The organism is Demequina aestuarii, from assembly GCF_000975095.1.
Classification (GTDB): Bacteria; Actinomycetota; Actinomycetes; order Actinomycetales; family Demequinaceae; genus Demequina; species Demequina aestuarii.
Genome location: NZ_BBRD01000001.1, coordinates 2,061,284 through 2,081,945, shown reverse-complemented (window position 1 = coordinate 2,081,945; position 20,662 = coordinate 2,061,284). Strand labels below are relative to the sequence as shown.

The 20,662-nt window shown below is 67.3% G+C and carries 18 protein-coding genes; 15 read left to right on the top strand and 3 right to left on the bottom strand.

Annotated features, from left to right (window positions below):
- Window positions 1–121: 121 nt before the first annotated feature.
- On the top strand, window positions 122–3,652 hold the full coding sequence (locus AOP72_RS09765) for a 5-oxoprolinase/urea amidolyase family protein (protein WP_062135655.1): 3,531 nt from the start codon (window positions 122–124) through the stop codon (window positions 3,650–3,652).
- The gene (locus AOP72_RS09760; protein WP_062135652.1) at window positions 3,649–4,479 is read left to right on the top strand and encodes an MBL fold metallo-hydrolase; all 831 of its coding nucleotides are present in this window, start codon (window positions 3,649–3,651) and stop codon (window positions 4,477–4,479) included. Before AOP72_RS09765 ends, AOP72_RS09760 begins: the two co-directional genes overlap by 4 nt.
- On the opposite strand, the gene AOP72_RS09755 is transcribed toward AOP72_RS09760, so the two are convergent.
- Complete coding sequence (locus AOP72_RS09755; protein WP_062135648.1) at window positions 4,476–5,150, bottom strand: TetR/AcrR family transcriptional regulator; 675 nt, start codon at window positions 5,148–5,150, stop codon at window positions 4,476–4,478. The two genes, AOP72_RS09760 and AOP72_RS09755, sit on opposite strands and share 4 nt — an antisense overlap.
- 118 nt (window positions 5,151–5,268) lie before the next feature.
- On the opposite strand from AOP72_RS09755, the gene AOP72_RS09750 reads away from it, so the two are divergent.
- The 10 genes from AOP72_RS09750 to AOP72_RS09705 all read left to right on the top strand — a co-directional run bounded on the left by AOP72_RS09750 (window position 5,269) and on the right by AOP72_RS09705 (window position 16,460).
- Window positions 5,269–6,138: an urea amidolyase associated protein UAAP1 gene (locus AOP72_RS09750; protein ID WP_062135646.1), complete on the top strand. Its 870-nt coding sequence runs from the start codon at window positions 5,269–5,271 to the stop codon at window positions 6,136–6,138.
- A complete protein-coding gene (locus tag AOP72_RS09745; protein WP_062135643.1) occupies window positions 6,135–6,833 on the top strand; it encodes an urea amidolyase associated protein UAAP2 in 699 nt (232 codons plus the stop codon). Before AOP72_RS09750 ends, AOP72_RS09745 begins: the two co-directional genes overlap by 4 nt.
- Window positions 6,830–8,611, top strand: a complete 1,782-nt coding sequence (gene atzF / locus AOP72_RS09740; protein ID WP_062135640.1) for an allophanate hydrolase — start codon at window positions 6,830–6,832, stop codon at window positions 8,609–8,611. The genes AOP72_RS09745 and atzF overlap by 4 nt, the downstream gene beginning before the upstream one ends.
- A 51-nt stretch (window positions 8,612–8,662) precedes the next feature.
- A complete protein-coding gene (locus AOP72_RS09735; protein ID WP_062135636.1) occupies window positions 8,663–10,252 on the top strand; it encodes an ABC transporter substrate-binding protein in 1,590 nt (529 codons plus the stop codon).
- Between the two features lie 90 nt (window positions 10,253–10,342).
- Entirely contained in the window at window positions 10,343–12,064 is a 1,722-nt protein-coding gene (locus AOP72_RS09730) for an ATP-binding cassette domain-containing protein (protein WP_062135633.1), read from the top strand.
- Window positions 12,065–12,137: 73 nt separating this feature from the next.
- Window positions 12,138–12,932, top strand: a complete 795-nt coding sequence (locus AOP72_RS09725; RefSeq protein ID WP_062135630.1) for an ABC transporter permease — start codon at window positions 12,138–12,140, stop codon at window positions 12,930–12,932.
- A 1-nt stretch (window position 12,933) separates the two neighbouring features.
- Window positions 12,934–13,932 (top strand): ABC transporter permease, encoded by a 999-nt coding sequence (locus AOP72_RS09720; RefSeq protein ID WP_062135627.1) that lies wholly within the window; start codon window positions 12,934–12,936, stop codon window positions 13,930–13,932.
- A gap of 19 nt (window positions 13,933–13,951) precedes the next feature.
- On the top strand, window positions 13,952–14,620 hold the full coding sequence (locus AOP72_RS09715; RefSeq protein ID WP_202965656.1) for a cysteine hydrolase family protein: 669 nt from the start codon (window positions 13,952–13,954) through the stop codon (window positions 14,618–14,620).
- The gene (locus AOP72_RS09710; protein ID WP_062135624.1) at window positions 14,617–15,225 is read left to right on the top strand and encodes a cysteine hydrolase family protein; all 609 of its coding nucleotides are present in this window, start codon (window positions 14,617–14,619) and stop codon (window positions 15,223–15,225) included. The genes AOP72_RS09715 and AOP72_RS09710 overlap by 4 nt, the downstream gene beginning before the upstream one ends.
- Complete coding sequence (locus AOP72_RS09705; protein ID WP_062135621.1) at window positions 15,222–16,460, top strand: MFS transporter; 1,239 nt, start codon at window positions 15,222–15,224, stop codon at window positions 16,458–16,460. Before AOP72_RS09710 ends, AOP72_RS09705 begins: the two co-directional genes overlap by 4 nt.
- Window positions 16,461–16,529: 69 nt before the next feature.
- Here the strand turns inward: AOP72_RS09705 and AOP72_RS09700 are convergent, their stop codons facing one another.
- The gene (locus AOP72_RS09700) at window positions 16,530–17,810 is read right to left on the bottom strand and encodes a metal-dependent hydrolase family protein (protein ID WP_062135617.1); all 1,281 of its coding nucleotides are present in this window, start codon (window positions 17,808–17,810) and stop codon (window positions 16,530–16,532) included.
- A 124-nt stretch (window positions 17,811–17,934) separates the two neighbouring features.
- Between AOP72_RS09700 and AOP72_RS09695 the strand changes: the two genes are divergently transcribed.
- Both AOP72_RS09695 and prfB read left to right on the top strand, forming a co-directional pair.
- Window positions 17,935–18,135, top strand: a complete 201-nt coding sequence (locus tag AOP72_RS09695) for a hypothetical protein (RefSeq protein WP_062135615.1) — start codon at window positions 17,935–17,937, stop codon at window positions 18,133–18,135.
- 84 nt (window positions 18,136–18,219) lie between these two features.
- A complete protein-coding gene (gene prfB, locus AOP72_RS09690; protein ID WP_084631674.1) occupies window positions 18,220–19,329 on the top strand; it encodes a peptide chain release factor 2 in 1,110 nt (369 codons plus the stop codon).
- Between the two features lie 35 nt (window positions 19,330–19,364).
- Here the strand turns inward: prfB and AOP72_RS09685 are convergent, their stop codons facing one another.
- Window positions 19,365–19,787, bottom strand: coding sequence for a hypothetical protein (locus AOP72_RS09685; RefSeq protein ID WP_062135609.1), 423 nt, complete (start codon window positions 19,785–19,787; stop codon window positions 19,365–19,367).
- A 181-nt stretch (window positions 19,788–19,968) separates the two neighbouring features.
- Here AOP72_RS09685 and ftsE point away from each other — a divergent pair, with 181 nt between their 5' ends.
- Window positions 19,969–20,661 carry a cell division ATP-binding protein FtsE gene (ftsE, locus tag AOP72_RS09680; protein ID WP_062135606.1) on the top strand — a complete coding sequence of 231 codons (693 nt, stop codon included), beginning with the start codon at window positions 19,969–19,971 and terminating at the stop codon, window positions 20,659–20,661.
- The last annotated feature ends 1 nt before the right edge of the window (window position 20,662 follow it).

Genomic DNA, 20,662 nt, shown 5'->3' with positions numbered 1-20,662 from the left:
TCTCGTGTGGGCGGACGGAATCTCTTGGGGGCGGCTCCTGGCCTGGGCATCACGAAACATGCCGTTTACCTATCGTCCGATAGAGTCCATCTGTCGCTACGAAAAGGCAGGTGCAGACGTGATGGGTCACAAGGTCCTGGTTGCGAACCGCGGGGAGATCGCGGTGCGGGTGTTCCGTTCCGTCCGTGCGCGCGGATGGGGAACGCTCGCGGTGTTCACGGACGACGACCGGGGAAGCCTGCACGTGACCGCAGCCGATCACGCGGTGCGTCTCGAGACGAAGGGCGCCGTCGAGCCCTACCAAGACATCGAACAACTCATCGAGGTCGCTCTCGCTCACGACGTCTGGGGCATCCATCCGGGCTACGGCTTCCTGTCGGAAAACCCGCAGTTCGCCCGGGCGGTTGAAGACGCAGGCTTGGTGTTCATCGGCCCGACGCCCGAGCAGATCGAGTTGTTCGGGGACAAGCAGTCGGCCCGGGCGCAGGCGATTGCCGCAGGCGTGCCCGTCGCCGCCGCGACGTCCGCGCTTCTCGACGCCGACGACGCTCGCGACCAAGTCTCCACTATTGGTCTACCCGTGATCATGAAGGCCGCGGCGGGAGGGGGCGGCAAGGGCATGGCCGTCATCGAGGATCTCGACCAGATCCCCGCCGCCTTCCGCGCGGTTCACCGGGTGGCGGAGTCGGTGGGCGGCGGGGTATTCGCCGAGCGCTTCATCGCCGATGCTCGTCACGTCGAGGTGCAGATCTTCGGCGACGGCGAGGGAGGCGTGGTGACGCTCGGCGACCGTGACTGCACTCTTCAAAGGCGCAATCAGAAGGTCGTCGAAGAGGCACCGGCCTACGGGCTCGACGATGCGCTGCGCACCCGGCTTCACGACACTGCGCGCGCGCTTGGAGCCGCCGCGGGCTACCGCAGCGCCGGCACGGTCGAGTTCGTGGTCGATTCCCGTTGCGGCGAGGCCGCATTCCTTGAGATCAACACGCGGCTGCAGGTGGAGCACCCCGTGACTGAGGCCGTCGTGGGCGTAGACCTGGTGGACTGGATGCTCGCACTCGCTGACGGCGACGATTCCTTTCTCACGCCGCACCTCGAATCGGGGTCGGTGCCCCTCGTGGGGCACGCCGTCGAGAGCCGTCTCTACGCCGAGGACGCCGCTCATGACTTCCGGCCGAGTCCCGGCACCATCACTCACGTGGAGTTCCCGTCGCATGCGCGCGTCGACACGTGGGTGACGACCGGGACCGAGGTGGGCATGCGGTTCGACCCGATGCTCGCCAAGGTCATCACGGTGGGCGCCGATCGTGCGGAGGCTTGGCAGCGGCACGCGAGCGCGCTCGCACAGACGCGCGTCGACGGGGTTCACACCAACCTCGGCTTGCTGAGAGCGATTGCGGACTCGCCCCTGGTCGCCTCTGGGGCACACACCACGTCGAGTCTTGGCGTCGATGTCATTGACCCAGGCGAGGGCATCCGCGTGGAGGACCCCGGCTTCTTCACCACGGTCCAGGCGGCGCCGGGAAGGCTCGGCCTGTGGCACATCGGCGTGCCTCCGTCAGGCCCCATGGATGACCGCAGCTTCAGGCTCGGCAATGAGGCTCTCGGCAACGCCTCGGACGCGGCGGGCCTCGAATGCACGGTCTCCGGTCCGCGGTTGCGCTTCACGATGGAGTCCACTGTCTGCGTGACGGGCGCGCCCGCTTCGGTCACGGTTGACGGTGAGGAGATGCCGATGTGGGAGCCCTTCGAGGTGCCCGCCGGCTCTGTGCTGGAGGTAGGCCGTGCATCCGCCGGGCTGCGCACGTACGTGTTGGTGAGTGGCGGCCTCGATGTGCCCGACTACCTGGGGTCGCGTGCAACGTTCACGCTCGGCGGGTTCGGTGGCCACGCCGGCCGCACGTTGGTGGCGGGCGATCTGCTCGCGGTGGGGACCGATAGGTCCCGAGATCTGCCTCACCCCCGCGCCGTGGTGGAGGAGCGCCTCGAATGCGGCTCCGAATGGGAAATTGGGGTGCTCGACGGTCCGCACAGCTCCCCGGACTTCTTCACCCCACGTGACATCGAGGCACTCTTCTCCGCCTCCTATCAGGTGCACTTCAACTCCGACCGCACCGGGGTCAGGCTCGTCGGGCCGCAGCCAGAGTGGGCGCGAGGCGACGGGGGAGAGGCTGGCCTGCACCCGTCGAACATCCACGACACGCCTTACTCCGTGGGCGGCCTCGACTTCACCGGCGACACGCCCGTCCTGTTGGGCCCTGACGGACCGAGTCTGGGTGGCTTCGTCACGCCGGTCACCGTCGTCAAGGACGAGCGCTGGAAGCTCGGCCAACTCGCTCCGGGCGACACCGTGCGATTTGCGCGGAGGACGCCCGTGGTGTCCGACGCCCCCGGCGCGCCGCGCGGGGTGCTGCTGGACAGCGACGGCGTGGTTGTGCGACGGCAGGGCGACGACAGTCTGCTCGTGGAGTTTGGGCCCCAGGAACTTGACCTGATGCTGCGTGCCCGTGTCCATGTGCTGCACGAGCGGCTCAAGAACGCGCGCCTGGCTGGCGTGCGTGATCTCACTCCCGGCATACGTTCGTTGCAGATCGCGTTCGGGGTGCCGTCCGCGCTGACGCCAGCGGCCTTGGAGACCATTGCGGCGATGGCCGCAGATGTTGCGGACGCGTCCGATCTCGTGGTGCCGAGCCGGCGCGTGCGCCTGCCCTTGTCGTGGGACGACCCTGCGACCCGAGAAGCGATCGCGCGATACGAGGCGGGTGTGCGAGACGACGCTCCATGGAACCCTTGGAACATCGAGTTCATTCGCCGGGTGAACGGCCTTGACTCGGTGACGCAGGTCTTCGACACGGTGTTCGAGGCAGAATATCTCGTCATGGGCCTTGGGGATGTCTATCTGGGGGCGCCCGTCGCCACGCCGCTAGACCCGCGCCACCGCCTTGTCACCACCAAGTACAACCCGGCACGGACGTGGACGGCGGAAAACTCCGTAGGCATCGGCGGTGCGTATCTGTGCATCTACGGCATGGAGGGGCCGGGGGGGTACCAGTTCGTGGGCCGTACGACTCAGGTGTGGGACCGGTGGGCTTCTTTCGAGGGTGCGGACCGCGCCGTTGATGGCAGTCGCCCATGGCTGCTCGAGTACTTCGACCGCATCACCTGGTACGAGGTGACCGCGGACGAACTGCTGCGACTCCGCGCAGACTTCGCGGCCGGAACATGGCGGCCCGAGATCGTCGAGGGAACCTTGTCGCTCGCCGACCATCAGCAGTTCCTCGACGAGAACGCTCGGGAGATCGACGAGTTCCGTCACCGGCAACGGACCGCTTTCGGAGCAGAGCGGGCTCGTTGGGAGGCGAGCGGCGAGTTTCAACGCCAGGCACGGCCCGCACCGGTCGCCGATGATGGCGCGCGAATCGCGGAGGGGTGCGAGGCGGCGGTAGCGCCGTTCATGGCTAACGTGTGGAAGGTGAGCGTGAGCGTGGGGGACCGAGTCGCGCGTGGAGACGTGGTCGCTGTGCTTGAGGCGATGAAGATGGAAGCGCCGGTGACGGCCAGCGTGGGCGGAGTGGTGGAAGCGGTGCTCGCGCCTGCCGGATCGACGGTCTCCGCCGGAGATCCCATCGTGACGGTGAGGGCCGACGCGTGAACGGCGTCCGCGACTTCGAGTCGCTCTTTGAGGTGAGCGGCCGCCCACTCGCGCTCCACGCCTTTGTGGTGGGCTACGAGCCCATCAGTGAATCGGTGTCGGTGCGCGGCGGCCGACCGGGGCGTTACCTGCTCGAGCCGGTGACGGCAGCCGCGGTCGCCTACGATGACGGATGGGTGCTGTTGGACGGCGGCTTCAACCTTGACGTGGTGCGCGACGAGGTCAAGCGCGCACAGCACTTCAATTACGAGACGTACACGCCAGTGGTGCCACCAGGCGACCCGCTACGAGACGGTGTGGCGGGCGCCGGCCTCTCGTGGGACCGACTGGCGGGGTGCGCCATCAGCCACGCGCACGTGGATCACACAGGTATCGTGCCGACGCTTCCGGACCAGGTCCCTGTCGTGATCCAGCGCCGGGAGTGGGAGTGGGTGTCCGGCGGTGCGGCACGACCACAGTTCGTGGTGCCAGCCGACCTGCTCGAGGCACAAGAGCGCATCCGGGTGATCGACGGAGATGCTGTGCTAGCGCCGGGACTGACGGCGTTGGACACGTCGGGTCACACGCCGGGCCATCAGTCGTTCATGATCGAGCTACCCGGGCGCACCGTCGTGCTCGCGTGCGACGCAGCCGATCTCCATGTCAACATCACGTCGCGCACCCCGTGCGGGTGGACCCCCGAGCCCGATGGTGATGAGCGAGCGCAGCGCGCAATAGATCGGCTGGCGGACCTCGCTGAGGCGGGAGTCGAGGTGTGGCCGGGACACGACCCGGACTGGGTGCCGTGGGCCGCGGCGATGCGCGGCGAGGACGTCACGGTCCGTTAGGCGCGGTCGCGCCCGGGCGTCGCACCTAGCACGCGGATCGCCGCCTGCTGGATGTCGCGTGCAATCTGCTCCGCGTCGATGTCAGAGGCATCATTGCGACGCAGGATCACCCCTTCGACCAGCGAGAAGAGCAGTGCCGCAGTGCGTGGTCCAGACTCAACATTGGCTTCCCCGGCCGCGATCGCGGCCGAGACCAAGGTCTCGTACGCAGCGGCGAGTTCCGAGCGCAGTTCGCGGAATCTCACGCACTCGGGGGCAGCTGTCTCCGGCAGGAGATAGAGCGAGCCGATGTTCCACGGTCCGGAGGCGAGCAGGCGCACGTCGAAGTCAATGAGCTCGATGAGTCGGTCCAGAGGCGAGCGGTCGCGATCCGCCAGCATGTCGCGCGCTGCCAGCATGGACGGCTCGGCGGTGGCAACGAGCAGTTCGACGAGTATCGCCGCCTTGTTGGGGAAGTGGTAGTACAGCGAGGGCTGCTTGATACCGACCGCGGCTGAGATCTGGCGAGTGGTGGTGGCCGCGTATCCCTGCTCGACAAAGAGCCGAGCGGCCGATGCGAGCACACGGTCACGACCGACTGCAGGCTTGCCGTGGGGCCGCGCACGACGGTCAGGGGAGGCGACGGTCGCGGGAGATCGGCCATCGGCGGCCGTAGCGGAGTGGGTGTTCATGGCGAATCTCCTCCCACTTTAGTGTCTCGGTCGCCTTTCCCTGACGACCACGCCGCCGGTAATCCGGCCGTAACACGACGGGCCTACACTGCCGAAGGTACCTATCAAGCGAAAGGTAATGAACACGATGATCGAAGATCTCGGAGCGGGCCGCCGGGCCCGCACCCGCACCCTGGCGGAAGCGCGCGCTGATGCTCACGCCCGTGCCGATGTTCGCGTGGAGGCGATGCCCTACCTGCCGGCATCGTCCTCTCCATACGCCCCTGTGGGCGTCGACACCTCGCGCATCGTGTGGGCCGAGACCGTCGGTGGACCGGGCTACACCCACGCCACCCTGGCCCGCGGCACCCGCATCAGATTCGAAGACACAGACGGGCATGCCTGCGCGCATGTCGTGGTGTTCAACGCGGACCGGCACGGCGAACGTCTCAACCTCGCCGATACCCAGAAGGTGCCCTGGCAGGCGTACCTTGGCGCGGGGCATCCGCTGCTGTCCGGCGACGGTCGGGTGTTGGCGACCGTCGCGGCCGACACGTCGACGCGCCATGATGCTCTATGCGGCGTCACGACGTTGGCCGCCAACCGGCGGAGGTATGGCGCAGGCGAGGCCCACTCCGCGACACCGGCCGGACGCGAACTGCTCCGGCTGGCGGCGGCCAAGGAAGGTCTCGGCGCGCGCGACCTCCCACCGAGCGTGTCATTCTTCAAAGGCGTCCGGGTGGAGCCTGACGGCGCTCTCGAGTGGACGGGCTCCGCTGGCCCGGGAGTCACCGTGGACCTCATCGCCGAGATGCCGATCACGATCCTCGTCGCGAACGCTCCTCACCCGCTCGACCCTGAGGACTCGTACCGCTCCACACCGCTCCGCATCCACGCGTGGACCGCCGAGCCTTCCTCGGATCGCGACCCCTGGTGGTCAGGTTCGCCGGAGCGCGCCCGCGCCTACGCCAATACGCAGCAGTACCTGACCGCGAGGGGAATCCGATGACCGTCACCTGGGCGACCTATGAGGCTGATTACTTCGACTACTCGGGGCCGATGGTGCCCGGCGCGGTCGTGCTCGACCACGAGATCGCGCCACGGAGTGGCTGGTCCGCGGTGGTGAGCGCCGGGACCGTGCTGACTCTCGTCGATGTGGGCGGCAATCAGTCGGGCGACTGCTTGATCTATGCGGCTGCCGACACCACCGAGCGCTACAGCGTCCCCGACACCCTCGTCGCGCAGCGCAACGCGTACCTTGTGGAGGGCTCAGTCCTGATGTCGAACGAGGGTCGACCGCTCATGACCATTGTCGGGAACGAGGTCGAGCGACAGGACACGATCGGTGGCGCGTGCTCGAAGGAATCCAACACCCTTCGGTACGGCCACCACACCAGATTCCACCACGCCTGCCGCGAGAATTTCCTGCTCGAGGGCGCACGGCATGGACTCGGCGCACGCGACCTCGTGTCCAACATCAACTGGTTCATGAATGTGCCGGTGGAGGCCGATGGCACGCTGGGAATCGTGGACGGCATGTCTGCTCCCGGGAAGAGGGTGGCGCTTCGCGCCGAGAGAGACGTCTTGGTCGTGATCTCCAACTGCCCGCAGGTCAACAACCCTTGCAACGACTTCAACCCCACGCCGCTGCGGGTCATCGTCACGGACCCCAGCGCGTCCGTGAGCGAGACGGACCGTCGATGAGCGCGCGTGCGGCTGTCGAGCGGTTCCTCGCCGCAGACCCGCGTGCCGACCGTCCAGAGGCATGGATCCACCTGATCGACGAGGAGCGTCTGCGGGCCGAGGCGGGCGCTGTCGATGCCTCGGTGGCGCGCGGTGCCGCTCTCCCCCTCGCTGGCCGGTTGGTGGCAGTCAAGGACAATATCGATGTCGCGGGTTGCCCCACGACCGCCGGAGCACCGACGTACGCGTATGTGCCTTCTGCGGACGCGACTGCCGTGGCCCGGCTACGTGCCGCCGGCGCCATCATGGTGGGCAAGACCAACCTGGACCAGTTTGCGACCGGGCTCGTCGGGACACGGTCGCCCTATGGCGCGGTCCGTCACGCGGTGGACCCGGAACGGGTCAGCGGCGGCTCAAGCGCTGGTTCCGCCGTCGCCGTGGCTCTCGGCCTGGTGGACTTCGCGCTCGGCACCGATACCGCAGGCTCCGGGCGGGTGCCCGCCGCGCTGCACGGCCTCTGGGGCCTCAAGCCCACGCGCGGAACGATCCCCACGACTGGGGTGGTGCCCGCATGCGCCTCGCTCGACTGCGTCACGGTCTTCGCGGCTGATGCCGAACTCGCCGCTCTCGCGCTGCGCGTGATGGAGGGAGCCGACGGCGTCGACCCGCTAGCGTCCCGACCCCGCCGCCCGAACCCTGTGCAGGGGCGATCGCGCGGCCGGCTCATCGTGCCGGTTCCGGACCAACTCACTGGTATGGCCGCGGGGTGGGACGGGCGGTTCGCGGCAGTGGTGGAGAGCGCGCGCCGCGTCGGTTTCGAGGTGGTGGAACGCAGCATCGCTCCGGCGCTCGAGGCTGCGGCCATGCTCTACGAGTCCTCCTTTGTGGCGGAACGCTACTCCGCGGTGGGAGAACACATCGCCGCGCACCGCGCGCGAGTCGGCCATGAACTGGACCCGACCGTGGCGGGCATCATCCTTGCGGGGCAGGACTTCACGGCTAGCGACCTCTACCGGGACCTGCGTCTGCTCGAGGCCCACCGGGCTGACTGCCGCGAGCTCCTCGGTGACGCCATCGGGATGCTCACGCCGACGACGACATGGCATCCGACCCTCGCGCAGGTCGCAGAGGCGCCCGTGGTGGCCAACAGCCGCATGGGGAGGTTCACCAACTTCGCCAACCTGCTCGACTTGGCGGCCGTGGCGTTCCCCGGCGGGACGGTCGACGGCCTTCCGTTTGGCGCGATGATCACGGGCCACGCCTTCACCGACGATGCGCTGAGGAATGCCGCCGTCATGATCGCGGGTGCAGTTCGCGACCCGGAAGGGGCCTCCGCGCCCACTGTTCCCGAGTCTGCGGATCCGGCCGAGATCGAGGTGTTCGTGGTCGGCGCCCATCGTTCCGGCCAGCCGCTCAACGGTCAATTGGCGAGCCGTGGAGCGGTCCGAGTCCGGACGGCCTCAACGGCGGCGCACTATCGGCTGTACGCTCTGGGGACCACGCCACCGAAGCCGGGAATGGTACGAGACGATGGTGGCGCAGGCGAGATCGCCGGTGAACTATGGCGGATCTCCGTGGCGGGCTTCGGTGCCTTCGTCAACGAGGTGCCTGCGCCTCTCACGATCGGCACGGTTCAGCTGGACGACGGCACGCTCGTCAAGGGTTTTCTCTGTGAGCCCGCCGCGACCGTCGATGCCGAAGAGATCACACGGTGGGGCGATTGGGTGGCCTGGCTCGCGTCGAGGGAAGCCTCCGCGAACACGAAACCTGATAGCAACACGACTCACGAATCGCTGTAACTATTGACCGATAGGTTGATTTTCGCCAGCCCCTCGTTGAAGGAGATCACTGTGAACCCCCGCCAAACAATCGGTGCCGCCAGCTTTGTCGCGGCTCTGACTCTCAGCCTGACCGCTTGCGCCGGATCGGGCGGCGACCTGCCCGGCGAGACGGCCGAGTCCGGGTCCGACGCAACCGACATCGACACGACACTCACCATGGCGCTCACGTCGGACATCTCGACGCCTGACCCGAGCTCCGCCTACTCCGGCTCCGAAATGAACGTCGTGCTCGCCGCTTACGAGGGACTGGTCAAGTATCAGACCGGAGTCGACACGGCCGAGATCGTCCCATCCCTCGCTACCGAGTGGGAGGTGTCCGAGGACGGTCTCACCTACACGTTCCAGCTGCGCGAGGGCGTGACCTTCCACGACGGCACGCCGTTCACGTCGGCCGCCGTGGAGCCGTCGATCGCTCGCATGCTCGAGGAGGGCGCTTCGGGGCCCGCGTACCTCGTCGACGGCATCTCGTCGATCGAGACGCCATCCCAGTACGAGCTTGTGGTGACACTTGACGCTCCGAACTCGGCGCTCCTGGACTACTTGGCCTCTCCGTTCGGGCTCAAGATCATCTCGCCCGCGGCTCTGGAGGAGCACGGCGACGACGCAGAGTGGTTCGCGTCGAACGATGCGGGCACGGGTCCGTTTGAGTACGGCTCGTTCAACGCTGGGACTCAGTACGAGCTGACCGCGTACGAGGGCTACTGGGGCGAGTTGGGCGGCTACGACACGATCGAGTACACCATCGTCGACTCGACCAACACAGTCCAGCTCCAACTCGAAAGCGGTGAGCTTGATGGGTACATCGGATCGGCGAACAAGATCCTCTTCGATGGCCTCAGTGAGGTCGACGGGCTCCAGACCCACCTATATCCGTCGATGATGGCGCCGGTGGTGTTCCTGAACCCCGCGAGCGAGTTCTTCGCGGACTCCTCGACCCGCAGTGAACTGCTTTCGGGAATCGACTGGGACGGCATCGTCACGACGGTGTTCGGTGACCTCGCAACCGCGAGCGACGGCGTCTTCCCTGCATCGATGATCGACCCCAACGTGAACACCAGCGCGCTGTCGTTCGACGAGGCGGCGCTGGCCGGACTCGCCGACGGGGCGCTGGAGGGGGAGAACATCGAGATCGGCTACCCCTCGTTCGTGCCTGGGGCGCAGGACATCGCAGATAACGTCGCGGCCCAGCTCAACACCGTGGGCATCTCGACCGAGTCGATCGGACTCGAGTCGAGCGCGTACTGGTCGACCGTCTTCGACCCCGCGGTCGCGCCCGACATCACGTTGTTCAGCGCCTTCCCCGACGCCGCACACCCGGACACCTGGGCCCGGCTGTTCTACTCAGACGGAGGCGGTCTGAACCTCTTCTCCGGAAGCATCGACGGTCTTGGCGACTTGCTCGACGAGGCTGCCAAGACCGGTGATGAGGCGCTGTACGCGGACGTCACCGAGAGGGTCAGCTCGTCTGGCCTGTGGCTCACGCTTGCAGATCTCACCGTGTCCTCCGCGTTCCAGGACTCTGTTGAAGGTGCCGCGGACGCGAGCTACCCGGTCCTCGGGATCACGGTTGACTTCACGACGCTGAGCCCGTCCAGCTGACCACTGCCCTCAGTCCCCTCGTGGCGGCGGTGGCGCTTCTCCGCCGCCGCCACGAGGTCTGCTCCGTCCGCTCTCGCAGAAGGAAGAACGGTGTCTGAACCCACCACTGTGCTCTCGATCACGGATCTGAGCGTCACCTATCGCACACGCGATCGCATCGTCGCCGCCGTCTCAGACGCGACGTTGTCGATAGACGCGGGGCAATGCTTGGGGCTTGTCGGTGAGTCCGGATCCGGCAAGTCCACGATCGGCGCGGCGGTCCAAGGCATCATCGCGAACGACGGCGCCGCGACAGCGGCCGGCGAGGTGGTGATCGCTGGCCGAAGGCTGGCGCCCATCACCGACCCGGACTGGCCTCAGGTGCGCGGCGACATCGTCACGACCGTGTTCCAGGACCCGATGCGCTCCCTCGACCCGACGATGACCATCGGGAACATGCTGACGCGCTACACAGGGTCTGCTCAGCAGTCCGTCGCGGCGCTGGACCGGGTCCAGATCAGGGACGCGGCTCAGGTCCTCAAGAAGTACCCTCACCAGCTCTCTGGCGGTATGCGCCAGCGGGTGATGATCGCACTCGCCCTCGCGCGTGGGCCCAAACTGCTCGTCGCCGATGAGCCCACGACCGCCCTCGACGTGTCCGTGCAGGCCGAGGTGCTGTCCGTGCTCCGTGAGGCTGCAATGGACGCAGGCTGCGCCGTGCTGTTCGTCACGCACGACCTCGGTGTGGCGCGTCACATGTGCGACCACATTGCCGTGATGCATGAGGGTCGCATCGTCGAGCAGGGCGCCACCGACCAAATCTTGTCGCACCCCCGTGAGGCGTACACGCGCCGTCTGATGGCGTCCCGCATCACTCTCGCATCGGACCGCACGCGCCCCGTCGGCCTGCCGGAGGAGGCCGTGATGGCGTCGATGACCGATGCTCTTGCTCTGCGAGGCGAGCCCTCAGAGGGCGTCGCTGACCGATGGGTGGCAGGGACGCTTCGTTGGGACGAGTTCATCGGCGACACCGCCGCCGTCGGCGCTGCCACGGGGGCGACCGACATCACCCTCGTCGGGCAGGTGACCCGTCCTGCTCTCGCCGTCAACAACGTGCACAAGACATTCACGTCACGCGCCAAAGGTCGCAAGGTCGCAAACCATGTGCTCAAGGACGTGTCCTTCGAGATCGGCTACCGAGAGTCCGTCGCACTTGTGGGCGAGTCTGGCTCGGGAAAATCCACGCTGCTCAAGATCGCAGGCGGCATCGAGTCTGCCGATGAGGGCACGGTGAACGCCCAGGGCGTCGCGGGGGAAGGCCCTCAAGTGATCTTCCAGGACGCGGGGGCATCCCTCACCCCGTGGCGCACCGTCGAGCAACTCCTGTGTGAGCGGATCGCTCACACCCACACGGGCAGCGGCATGGATCGAGACCAGATGCGCGCTCTAGCGCTGCGCACGCTCGAACTCGTCGGCCTCGACGCCTCAGCGCTCACTGCTCGGCCCACACAGCTGTCCGGAGGTCAACAGCAGCGGGTCGCAATCGCGCGAGCCGTGGTCGTCCCGCCCTCGGTGCTGCTGTGCGACGAACCCACGAGCGCTCTCGACGTGTCCGTGGCGTGCTCGGTCCTCAACCTCATCAACCTGCTCCGGCACTCTCTCGGCATCGCCGTGATGTTCGTCACGCACGACTTGGCTGCCGCACGGCTCATCGCGGACAGGGTGCTGGTGATGACGAAAGGCGAGATCGTCGAGACGGTCAGCGCGGAGCGCCTCGTCGACGACATCACCACCCCTTACGGACGGAGGCTCGTCGATGCTGTTCTCGCGTAGGCGCGCACGGGCCACACTCGCACTGAATGCTCTCGCGGATCGTCCGCGCGAAGGGATCTGGAGCAGTCTTGGGATGGCGGAGAGAGCGTCGGTGATCGGAGTCGTCGCCGTAAGCCTGGTGGCTCTCGTCGGGCCGTGGCTCATGCCGTACAGCCCCATCATTCCGTCGGGCGATCCGATGCTGCCGCCGCTGTCCGAGGGGCACCTCTTCGGGACGGACACACTCGGGCTCGACATGGGATCCAGACTCGTGAGTGGCCTGCAGCGGAGTCTCCTCGCGGCAGTCGTGGTGACGGCCGTCGCCGCCGTGCTCGGCACGTTCATCGGCGTCATCGCGGGTTTCCGCGGCGGCTTCCTCGACAACGCGCTCATGCGAGTCACGGACCTGTTCCTCGCGTTCCCCGCCACGATCATCGCGATGGCGGTGGCAGCGGCGCTGGGTCAGTCGATCGCGTCGGCGATGGTGGGCATCACCGTGGTGTGGTGGCCGCTGTACGCGCGGCTGGTGCGTGGAGAGGTGAGGCGCGTCGCAGCGTTGCCTCACGTGCAGGCGGCGCGGGTGTCTGGAGTGCGCGGCTGGCGCCTGCTGGTGCGCCACGTCACCCCCGCGGTCACCCCCACGATCAGTGTCACGGCGAGTCTCGACATCGGTGCCGTGGTGATGACGCTGGCAGCACTGTCGTTCATCGGCCTCGGTACTCCGGCGCCAGCGCCGGAGCTGGGCCGCATGGCCTCTGACGGCATGTCCTACTTCCTGAACGCGTGGTGGATCGCGGTGCTGCCCAGCCTCGCCATCGGACTGGTGGCGTTCCTGTTCAACTACTCGGGTGACGCGCTGCGAGTGCTCCTGCGTCGGAAGGGCGTGTGACATGACCTCTTTCGTGGTGAAGCGACTCGGTTCGCTTGTCGTAGTGCTGTTCTTCCTGACCGCCATCGTGTTCATCCTCGGCAAGGTGGGGAATGCCGACCCGGTCCGCACCTACACCGGCGTCAACGCCAGTGCTGAGCAGGTGGCAGCCGCGCGGGTCGAATTGGGCATCGACGATCCGGTCTCGGTGCAGTTCGCCAACTTCGCAACGGGCCTGCTCCAGGGGGACCTGGGAATCTCGCTCGCGACCAAGAGGAACATCTCCGACGACCTCTCCTCGAGCCTTCCCGCCACGCTCGAGCTCGCGCTCGCGGCGATCGCTTTGGCCATCGTGATCGGCGTCGTGCTGTCGGCGCTCTACACCCGGCCGGGCCGGGTCGGCCAAGTGCTGCGCCTGGTGTTCTTCTCGTTGGCGTCCGCGCCATCGTTCCTTGTCGCGATGCTCAGCGTGCTCGTGTTCTACAAGTGGCTCGGCGGCGTGCTGCCTGCCGCAGGGCGGAGCTCCTTTGGCCCCTACGACGATGGAACGGGCTTCTATGTGTTGGACGGCATCCTGCACGGGAGCTGGACGTACACGTGGGATGCGATCGCGCACCTCCTGTTGCCGGCCTTCGCGGCCTCCGTCACCTCTGGGGTGGCCCTGGCGCGTGTCCTTGCGGACGGCATCACGTCGTCGATGGCCTCCCCCTGGGCGCGCACCGCGCGGTCGCTCGGGGAGTCCGAGAGCGCCGTGTTGCGTCGCCACGGCCTGCGCAACGCGTCGTCACCAGCGTTGTCGTTGCTCGCCGTCCACGCAGGCTTCATGGTCTCCAGCCTTGTGGTGGTCGAGCAGGTCTTTTCGTGGAACGGCCTCGGCTCGTATCTGAGCACCGCCATTGGTGTGGGGGACTTCCCGGCGATCGCTGCCGTGTGCCTCATCTTGGGCGCCGTCTACGTGCTGCTCAATACTGCGGTTGACATCGTCCTTGCGGCGGTCGACCCCCGAGTTCGGCTCTCGTAGTCGTCGCGAAAGGACAACCGTGCCTCTACAGGTCACCGACATCACTCCCGCATCTCATCTGAACCCCGTCGGCAACGCGGTGCTTGTCGTCGTGGACATCCAAGGGGGAGGACAGCCCTCATCCTTCGGAAGTGACAAGCCTGGCTACATGTCCGGGCGCCCCGAGCGCAATGCCAAGGCTGTCGACCTCGTCGCGGCCTTTCGCGCCAAGGGTGCGCCCGTGGTGTTCATTCAAGAGGTGCACAAGCCGTCGCTGATCGACATCGGGCGCGAGCTGGACGGAGCCGAGGGAGTCCACTGCGTGGAGGGCGATCCACGCACCGAGCTGCACCCAGGACTCGAACCATTGGCCGATGAGTACCTCATTCGCAAGCGTCGCTACAGTGCCTTCTTCGGCAGCGAGCTGGATATCGTCCTCAAGGGCTTCGGTGCGCAGACCGTCGTGCTGATCGGCGGCATGACGGACGTGTGCATTCACTACACCGCCGTCGATGCCCACCAACTCGGTTACCACTTCCGGACGGTGAGCGACATGGTGATCGGGTCATCCCAGAAGGCCCACGATGCCGCCCTGCGCGCCATGAGATACCTGCAGCGCGACGCTTTGGTCAGCCTCGATTCCGTGCACGACTGGCTCGCAACACTGTCCACTGGCACCGACGTCACGTCCGCGCAGGAGCCGTCATGAACCTCCACGGCACCACGGTCCTCGTCGTCGTCGACTTTCAGGGCGGGCCACTCGACGGACCGATGTCGCACGATGACCCCTTCGACATCCCGGCCCAGCGCGATCGTGCGGTGGCGATGGTCGATCGTGCCCGACGCAAGGGCGTTCCTGTCGTGTGGATTCAAGAGGTCCACAAGCCGCACTTGATCGACATCGGGCGCGAGCTCGACGGGTCCGAGGGGCCGCACTGCATCGAGGGCAGTCCATACACGGAACTCGTGGATGGGCTCGTGCCGCGGGCTGACGAGTTCCACATTCGCAAGCGTCGGTACAGCGCGTTCTTCGGCACCGAGCTCGACATCGTCCTCAAGTCCTACCAGGCGGAGAGCCTCGTGCTCATCGGCGGATTCACCGACATCTGCATCCTGTACACCGCGGTCGATGCCCACCAGCGAGACTTCCATATCAACGTCGTGACGGATGTCGTGATGGGCTCCTCCCAGCAGGCGCATGACGATGCGCTCGACATGATTGAGTACCTCCAGAAGCGGTCGCTGGTTGCTTCCGAGGAGACGATGGCCTGGCTCGATTCGCTGCCCGACGGGGCACATCCAGCGCACACGTGAGTGGCATCTCGCGGCGAGCGCTGGTCACCCTGTGGGTGCTCGCCTCCGCCGTGTTCGCCGCCACGTTGGGCACGATGCTCGTGCCCGGGGTCCTGCCTGTCTTCGCAAGCGAGACGGGTATCCCGCTCGCTGACATCGGGCGATCCAACGCGGTCTTCGGCATTGCGTACGCGGTGGCAGCACCCTCGATCGCTTGGCTCCTGCGCAGGCGCCAGCCGTACGCGGTCATGATCGTCGCGTTGCCCGTGGCCGGCGCAATGCTCGCCGTGGTGTCGCAATCGGACACGGCGACCGAGCTCTATGTGGCTCGCGCACTGCAAGCAGTGGCCGTCGCAGGAGTCGTGCCGATGTGCACAGTCCATGCAGGCTCGATTGTGGGTGCCGCTCATCGCTCGCGGGCGCTGTCGATCTCGTTTACGGGGATGGTGCTCTCCTCTCTGGTCGGTGCGCCACTGGGCAACACTCTCGCCTCCGCGATTGGCGCGCGCTCCACGTTCCTGGTGGCTGCCGTGTGCGCGCTGGCGGTCGCCGCGGTCGCGTGGGCGCTTCGGCTGTGGCAACCGGGCTTGAGAGCCCGCGGGATTGAGCTGAGGGCTACCGATTCTGCCGTTGGCGTGGCCAGTGTCACCGCCGTGATCGTGTTGGCGGCGACGCTCGCCACTGCGCTGTTGGAAGGTGCCGCGACGGGCGGGCTCAACACCTTCGTGTCGCCCTTCCTCACCGCCGCAACCGGTGCCGACGGTGTGCTGCTGTCGGGTCTGCTTCTCTGCTACGGAGTCGCCGGCCTCGCAGGAAACGGACTGCTCGGGGCGGTCGCAGACCGCAGGGGCCCGGCCCGCGTCCTGACAGGCGTGTGCGTCGCGGCAGCGGCGTCGGTCGCAGGGCTCATGATCGCGGACACCCCCACGGTCGCGGCGGCCTTCCTGCTCGCCTGGGGGTTCTGTTCATGGGCGATCAATCCCCCGCTCCAGGCGCTCATCGTCGCTCATGCCGGTCGTCACCTGGGCCTCCTCGTGGGCGTGAACTCATCGGTCATCTTCACCGGTTCCTCGCTTGGCGCGGCGCTCGCATCTGCTCAGGTGGACAGGGACCGACTGACCACCCTGCCGTGGTTGGCTGCGGGCCTGTTCGTCGGCTCTGCCCTCACCGCGGCCGTTGCCTGGGTGACGATCGCCCGGGGACGTTCCCGCGCCCGACGGGCGTCCTTTTCCGAGAGTCGGACGAGCTCGGGTTAGGAGATTTGTCGCCACTTGCGGGTCTGCGAGTGATCGCGCAGGCCGGTTGGAGGGCGACAGATCGAAGGCCTACTGGGAAGTGAAGAACCCGTCCAGGTCCTTGACCTTCCGTCCGCCAATGGTGACGGCTCGCACCCGTTCTGGATCCGCAAGTGATGTGATGTCCGCGACCGGGTCCGCATCCGTCAGGACGAGATCCGCGATGCGGCCCGTGGTCACAGTGCCGAGGTGAGCATCGAGTCCCAGCAGTCGAGCCCCTGTCTGGGTACCGGCCCGGATCGCCTCGAGCGGCGAAAGGCCCGCAGCCACGAGGTGACCGAGTTCGGCAAGGTTCGCGCCATGCGGGTGGATGCCTGCGTCGGTGCCCATCGCGACCGGCACGCCGGCGGCCACTGCACGAGACGCGGCGTCCCTGCCCCGATGTTGCCACTCAAGCTTCTTGGCGATGACGGCGGGGGGTTTGCGGGACGGGTCGGGGGCGAGGTTCAAGGTCGACAGGGTCGGGACGAGCACCGTGCCGCGGCGCAACATTTCGCGGATCAGCTCGTCTGACATCTCGTAACCATGCTCAAGGCTTGTCGCGCCGCCGCGGACCGCTTCCAGCGCTCCTGCGAGGCCCTGTGCGTGCGCGGCGATGGGTCTGCCTCCGCGCCGCGCGACTTCGCGCGCGATCAGTCGCACTTGGTCTTCGCTGATGCCAAGGTCGTCAGGGCTGTCCTCGGGGGTCGAGATTCCACCCGTGGTACAGACTTTGATGACATCGGCACCTGTACGCAGCAGCGTTCTGACGGCCCGGATAGCCTCGGCGTCCGAGTCAACGACGGCCCCGCTGGGAATCGGCTCGTACGCGACGTAGTCAGCGAGGCTGCCGTTCGCGCGGACTGGGTCGGCATGGCCGCCCGTGGGGGAAAGGAGCGCGATAGCGACGTGCATGCGTGGTCCCACGATGTGTCCTGCAGCGACGGCGTTCCGGTAACCGGGCGTGAGTCCCGCGAGATCCCGTGCGGCCGTGACTCCCGCTGCGACCGTCTGCCGCATCGACTCTGCGGTGGCGAATGCGTGTTCCTCGGCGAACTTCGTGGCCTGGCTCTCGCTCCGCGAGTCGTTGGGCATGGTGAGGTGGACGTGCACGTCGACGAACCCGGGCAGCACGTGCAGTCCACGGGCGTCGACGGTGCGGTCGGGCCTGGTGGCCGCGGCCGATGTGGGGCCGACGCTGACGACCACCCCGTCACGAATCTCGACGTCCGCGATCCTGGGCGGCGCACCAGTGCCATCGACGACTGTGGCGCCCACAATTCGCGTCGAGCCGGGCTGTGTCGGGGCGTCGGGAAGCCGAGCAGGGGTCACGGTGCTCCTTGGAAGGCGTCGGGTATCGGAGGTCAGCCTATCGCGCGATCGTCAGCCTGCCCTCGTCGGAATCTGCGCACGGACGATGCGGTTGTCACCCCTGTACCGACGAGAGGAGTGCAGCATGATCGCGTATCGCAAGCACGCAGCCGTTCTCATCGGCGCCGGGGTGCTGACCCTGGGCCTGACGGGCTGCGGCGACGCCGACGCCGGCGACGTGGTCGACGAGACCACCGCAGAGATCTCCGAGGGAGCCGAGGCGGTCGAGGACTCTGTCGAGGAGGGTCTTGACGAGGTCTCCGAGGAAGCGAACGAAGAGGACTAGCGTCCGCCTGGTCGTGCCGCCGGGAGCGGGGTCTCCTCGCCCCGGCGGCGCGCGTCGCATGGGTCGCCACTAGACTTGACCGTCGTGGCTACTGACTTCCCTGCAGAGATCTCCGCGCTGCGGTCGACCTTCGAACAGATCGAGGCCGTGACCGACCCCGACACGCTGCGCTCCCAGTTGAGCGAGCTCGAGGACCAGGCCGGGTCGCCCGACCTGTGGGACGACCAGGACCATGCCCAGGCGGTCACGCAGAAGCTGAGCAACACCAAGGCGGAGCTCGACCGGTTGAGCTCATTCCGCCAGCGCATCGACGACCTCGAGGTGCTCGTGGAGATGGCGGTGGAAGGCGACGATGCCGAGACGCTCGCCGAGGCCGACGCCGAGCTCACCAAGCTGCGCTCGGACCTGTCCGCGATGGAAGTGCGCACCCTCATGACGGGCGAGTGGGACGAGCGCAACGCGGTCGTCACCATCCGGTCCGGAGCGGGCGGGGACGATGCGACCGACTTCGCCGAGATGCTGCTGCGCATGTACCTGCGCTGGGCTGAGCGTCACGGATACGCCACCAAGGTGCTCGACACCTCCTACGCGGAGGGTGCGGGCATCAAGTCGGCCACCTTCGAGATCCAGGCCCCGTATGCGTTCGGCATCATGTCGGTGGAGGCGGGCACGCATCGCCTCGCGCGCATCAGCCCCTTCGGATCCGCCGACAAGCGCCAGACCAGTTTCGCCGCCGTCGAGGTGATCCCGCTCATCGAGGGTACGGACCACATCGAGGTGCCGGAGACGGACATCAAGGTCGACGTGTTTCGGTCGTCGGGCCCCGGTGGCCAGTCCGTCAACACCACGGACTCTGCGGTGCGCATCACGCACCTGCCGACGGGTCTCGTGGTGTCGATGCAGGACGAGAAGAGTCAGATCCAGAACCGTGCCGCCGCGATGCGCGTGCTCCAGTCCCGGCTGCTTCTGCTCAAGAAGGAGCAGGAGGCCGCGCAGAAGAAGGAGCTCGCGGGAGACATCAAGGCCAGCTGGGGCGATCAGATGCGCTCCTACTTCCTCTATGGCCAGCAGCTGGTCAAGGACCTGCGCACGGGACACGAGGTGGGGAACCCGCAGGTGGTCTTCGACGGTGACCTCGACGGGTTCATCGACGCCGGCATTCGCTGGCGGCGTCAGCAGGTCAGCGAGAGCTGACGGGCGTCGACCGGCCCGTCAGTGCCGGCTCGCTGTCATCGCCGGTGGTACAGCAGCGCGGACCGGATGTGCTCGCGCAGTTCCTCCAGAGGGATCGATCCGACTGCAGGAACCACGATCGCGCGGGTGCCGTCGTGAGCGAGCAGATCCCCGTGAGCGGCGCGGAACTCGTCGACGAGGCTCGTCTGGCAGTGGGTGAAGAGCGCGACGTCCGTGCCGGGGCCGATGCGGTCGATCCTCACGGTCGTGCCGGTCCGCGGCGTTGCGGGGAGGTAGCTGGGCTGCCCCCACGTGAGCGTCTCGATCACGGGCCCGATCGCGGGCTCGGAGGCAGAGACCTCCCACACGAGGCCGCGGAGATCGAGGATCCGGTCGCGCACCACGTCTGGGTAGTCGGCGATGGCCGCCTCGACCGCAGCAGGCACGGCCGGTGCGGCGACGCTCGGGTTGTCAGCCATGGAGCCTCCGCTTCCAGGTGATTCGATGCTAGCGACCCGTCCCAGTCGCGCGCGAGCGGGTGAACGGCGCCTCGCGGTGTGATTCATGTCGCATCGGTGCCCCCGGCGCGCCTACTGCCACGCTGGCGCGGCCTTTCTTACCCTGCAAGAAGCGCGAGTCCAACCCCTCGCGCCCGGTGGCATGATTCGACTCGACAACGTCAGCAAGGTCTACACGCGCGGAGCGAGGCCTGCCCTCGACAACGTCTCCGTGGAGATCGAGCGCGGCGACTTCGTCTTCCTGGTGGGCTCCTCGGGCTCCGGGAAGTCGACCTTCCTGAAGCTCATCCTGCGCGAGGAGCGCTCGACCGCGGGCGACGTATTCGTCGCGGGGCGCCACCTCAACAGGCTGTCGAGCTGGCGCGTGCCGCACCTGCGCCGCGAGATCGGCGCGGTGTTCCAGGACTTCCGGCTGCTGCCCAACAAGACCGTGTACCAGAACGTCGCGTTCGCGCTTCAGGTGATCGGCAAGTCCAAGCGCGACATCCAGACCAACGTGCCCGAGATGCTCGAACTGGTAGGGCTGGCGGGCAAGGAGCGACGGCTGCCGCACGAGCTCTCGGGCGGTGAGCAGCAGCGCGTCGCGATCGCGCGCGCCTTCGTCAACCACCCACCCATCCTGCTGTGCGACGAGCCCACCGGCAACCTCGACCCCGGCACGTCCGTGGGCATCATGCGCCTGCTGGACCGCATCAACCGCACCGGCACCACGGTGCTGATGGCGACGCACGATGATGAGATCGTGGACCAGATGCGCAAGCGAGTGATCGAGCTCAAGGGCGGCCATCTCGTGCGCGACCAGGATCGCGGCGTGTACGGCCTGGAGACGGTGTGAG

Excerpts from the sequence above, each read along its gene's own strand:
- AOP72_RS09765 (WP_062135655.1), top strand. The coding sequence starts at position 122 with ATGGGTCACAAGGTCCTGGTTGCGAACCGCGGGGAGATCGCGGTGCGG.
- AOP72_RS09755 (WP_062135648.1), bottom strand. The coding sequence starts at position 5,150 with ATGAACACCCACTCCGCTACGGCCGCCGATGGCCGATCTCCCGCGACC.
- AOP72_RS09750 (WP_062135646.1), top strand. The coding sequence starts at position 5,269 with ATGAACACGATGATCGAAGATCTCGGAGCGGGCCGCCGGGCCCGCACC.
- AOP72_RS09745 (WP_062135643.1), top strand. The coding sequence starts at position 6,135 with ATGACCGTCACCTGGGCGACCTATGAGGCTGATTACTTCGACTACTCG.
- atzF (WP_062135640.1), top strand. The coding sequence starts at position 6,830 with ATGAGCGCGCGTGCGGCTGTCGAGCGGTTCCTCGCCGCAGACCCGCGT.
- AOP72_RS09725 (WP_062135630.1), top strand. The coding sequence starts at position 12,138 with ATGGCGGAGAGAGCGTCGGTGATCGGAGTCGTCGCCGTAAGCCTGGTG.
- AOP72_RS09720 (WP_062135627.1), top strand. The coding sequence starts at position 12,934 with ATGACCTCTTTCGTGGTGAAGCGACTCGGTTCGCTTGTCGTAGTGCTG.
- AOP72_RS09710 (WP_062135624.1), top strand. The coding sequence starts at position 14,617 with ATGAACCTCCACGGCACCACGGTCCTCGTCGTCGTCGACTTTCAGGGC.
- AOP72_RS09695 (WP_062135615.1), top strand. The coding sequence starts at position 17,935 with ATGATCGCGTATCGCAAGCACGCAGCCGTTCTCATCGGCGCCGGGGTG.
- AOP72_RS09685 (WP_062135609.1), bottom strand. The coding sequence starts at position 19,787 with ATGGCTGACAACCCGAGCGTCGCCGCACCGGCCGTGCCTGCTGCGGTC.
- ftsE (WP_062135606.1), top strand. The coding sequence starts at position 19,969 with ATGATTCGACTCGACAACGTCAGCAAGGTCTACACGCGCGGAGCGAGG.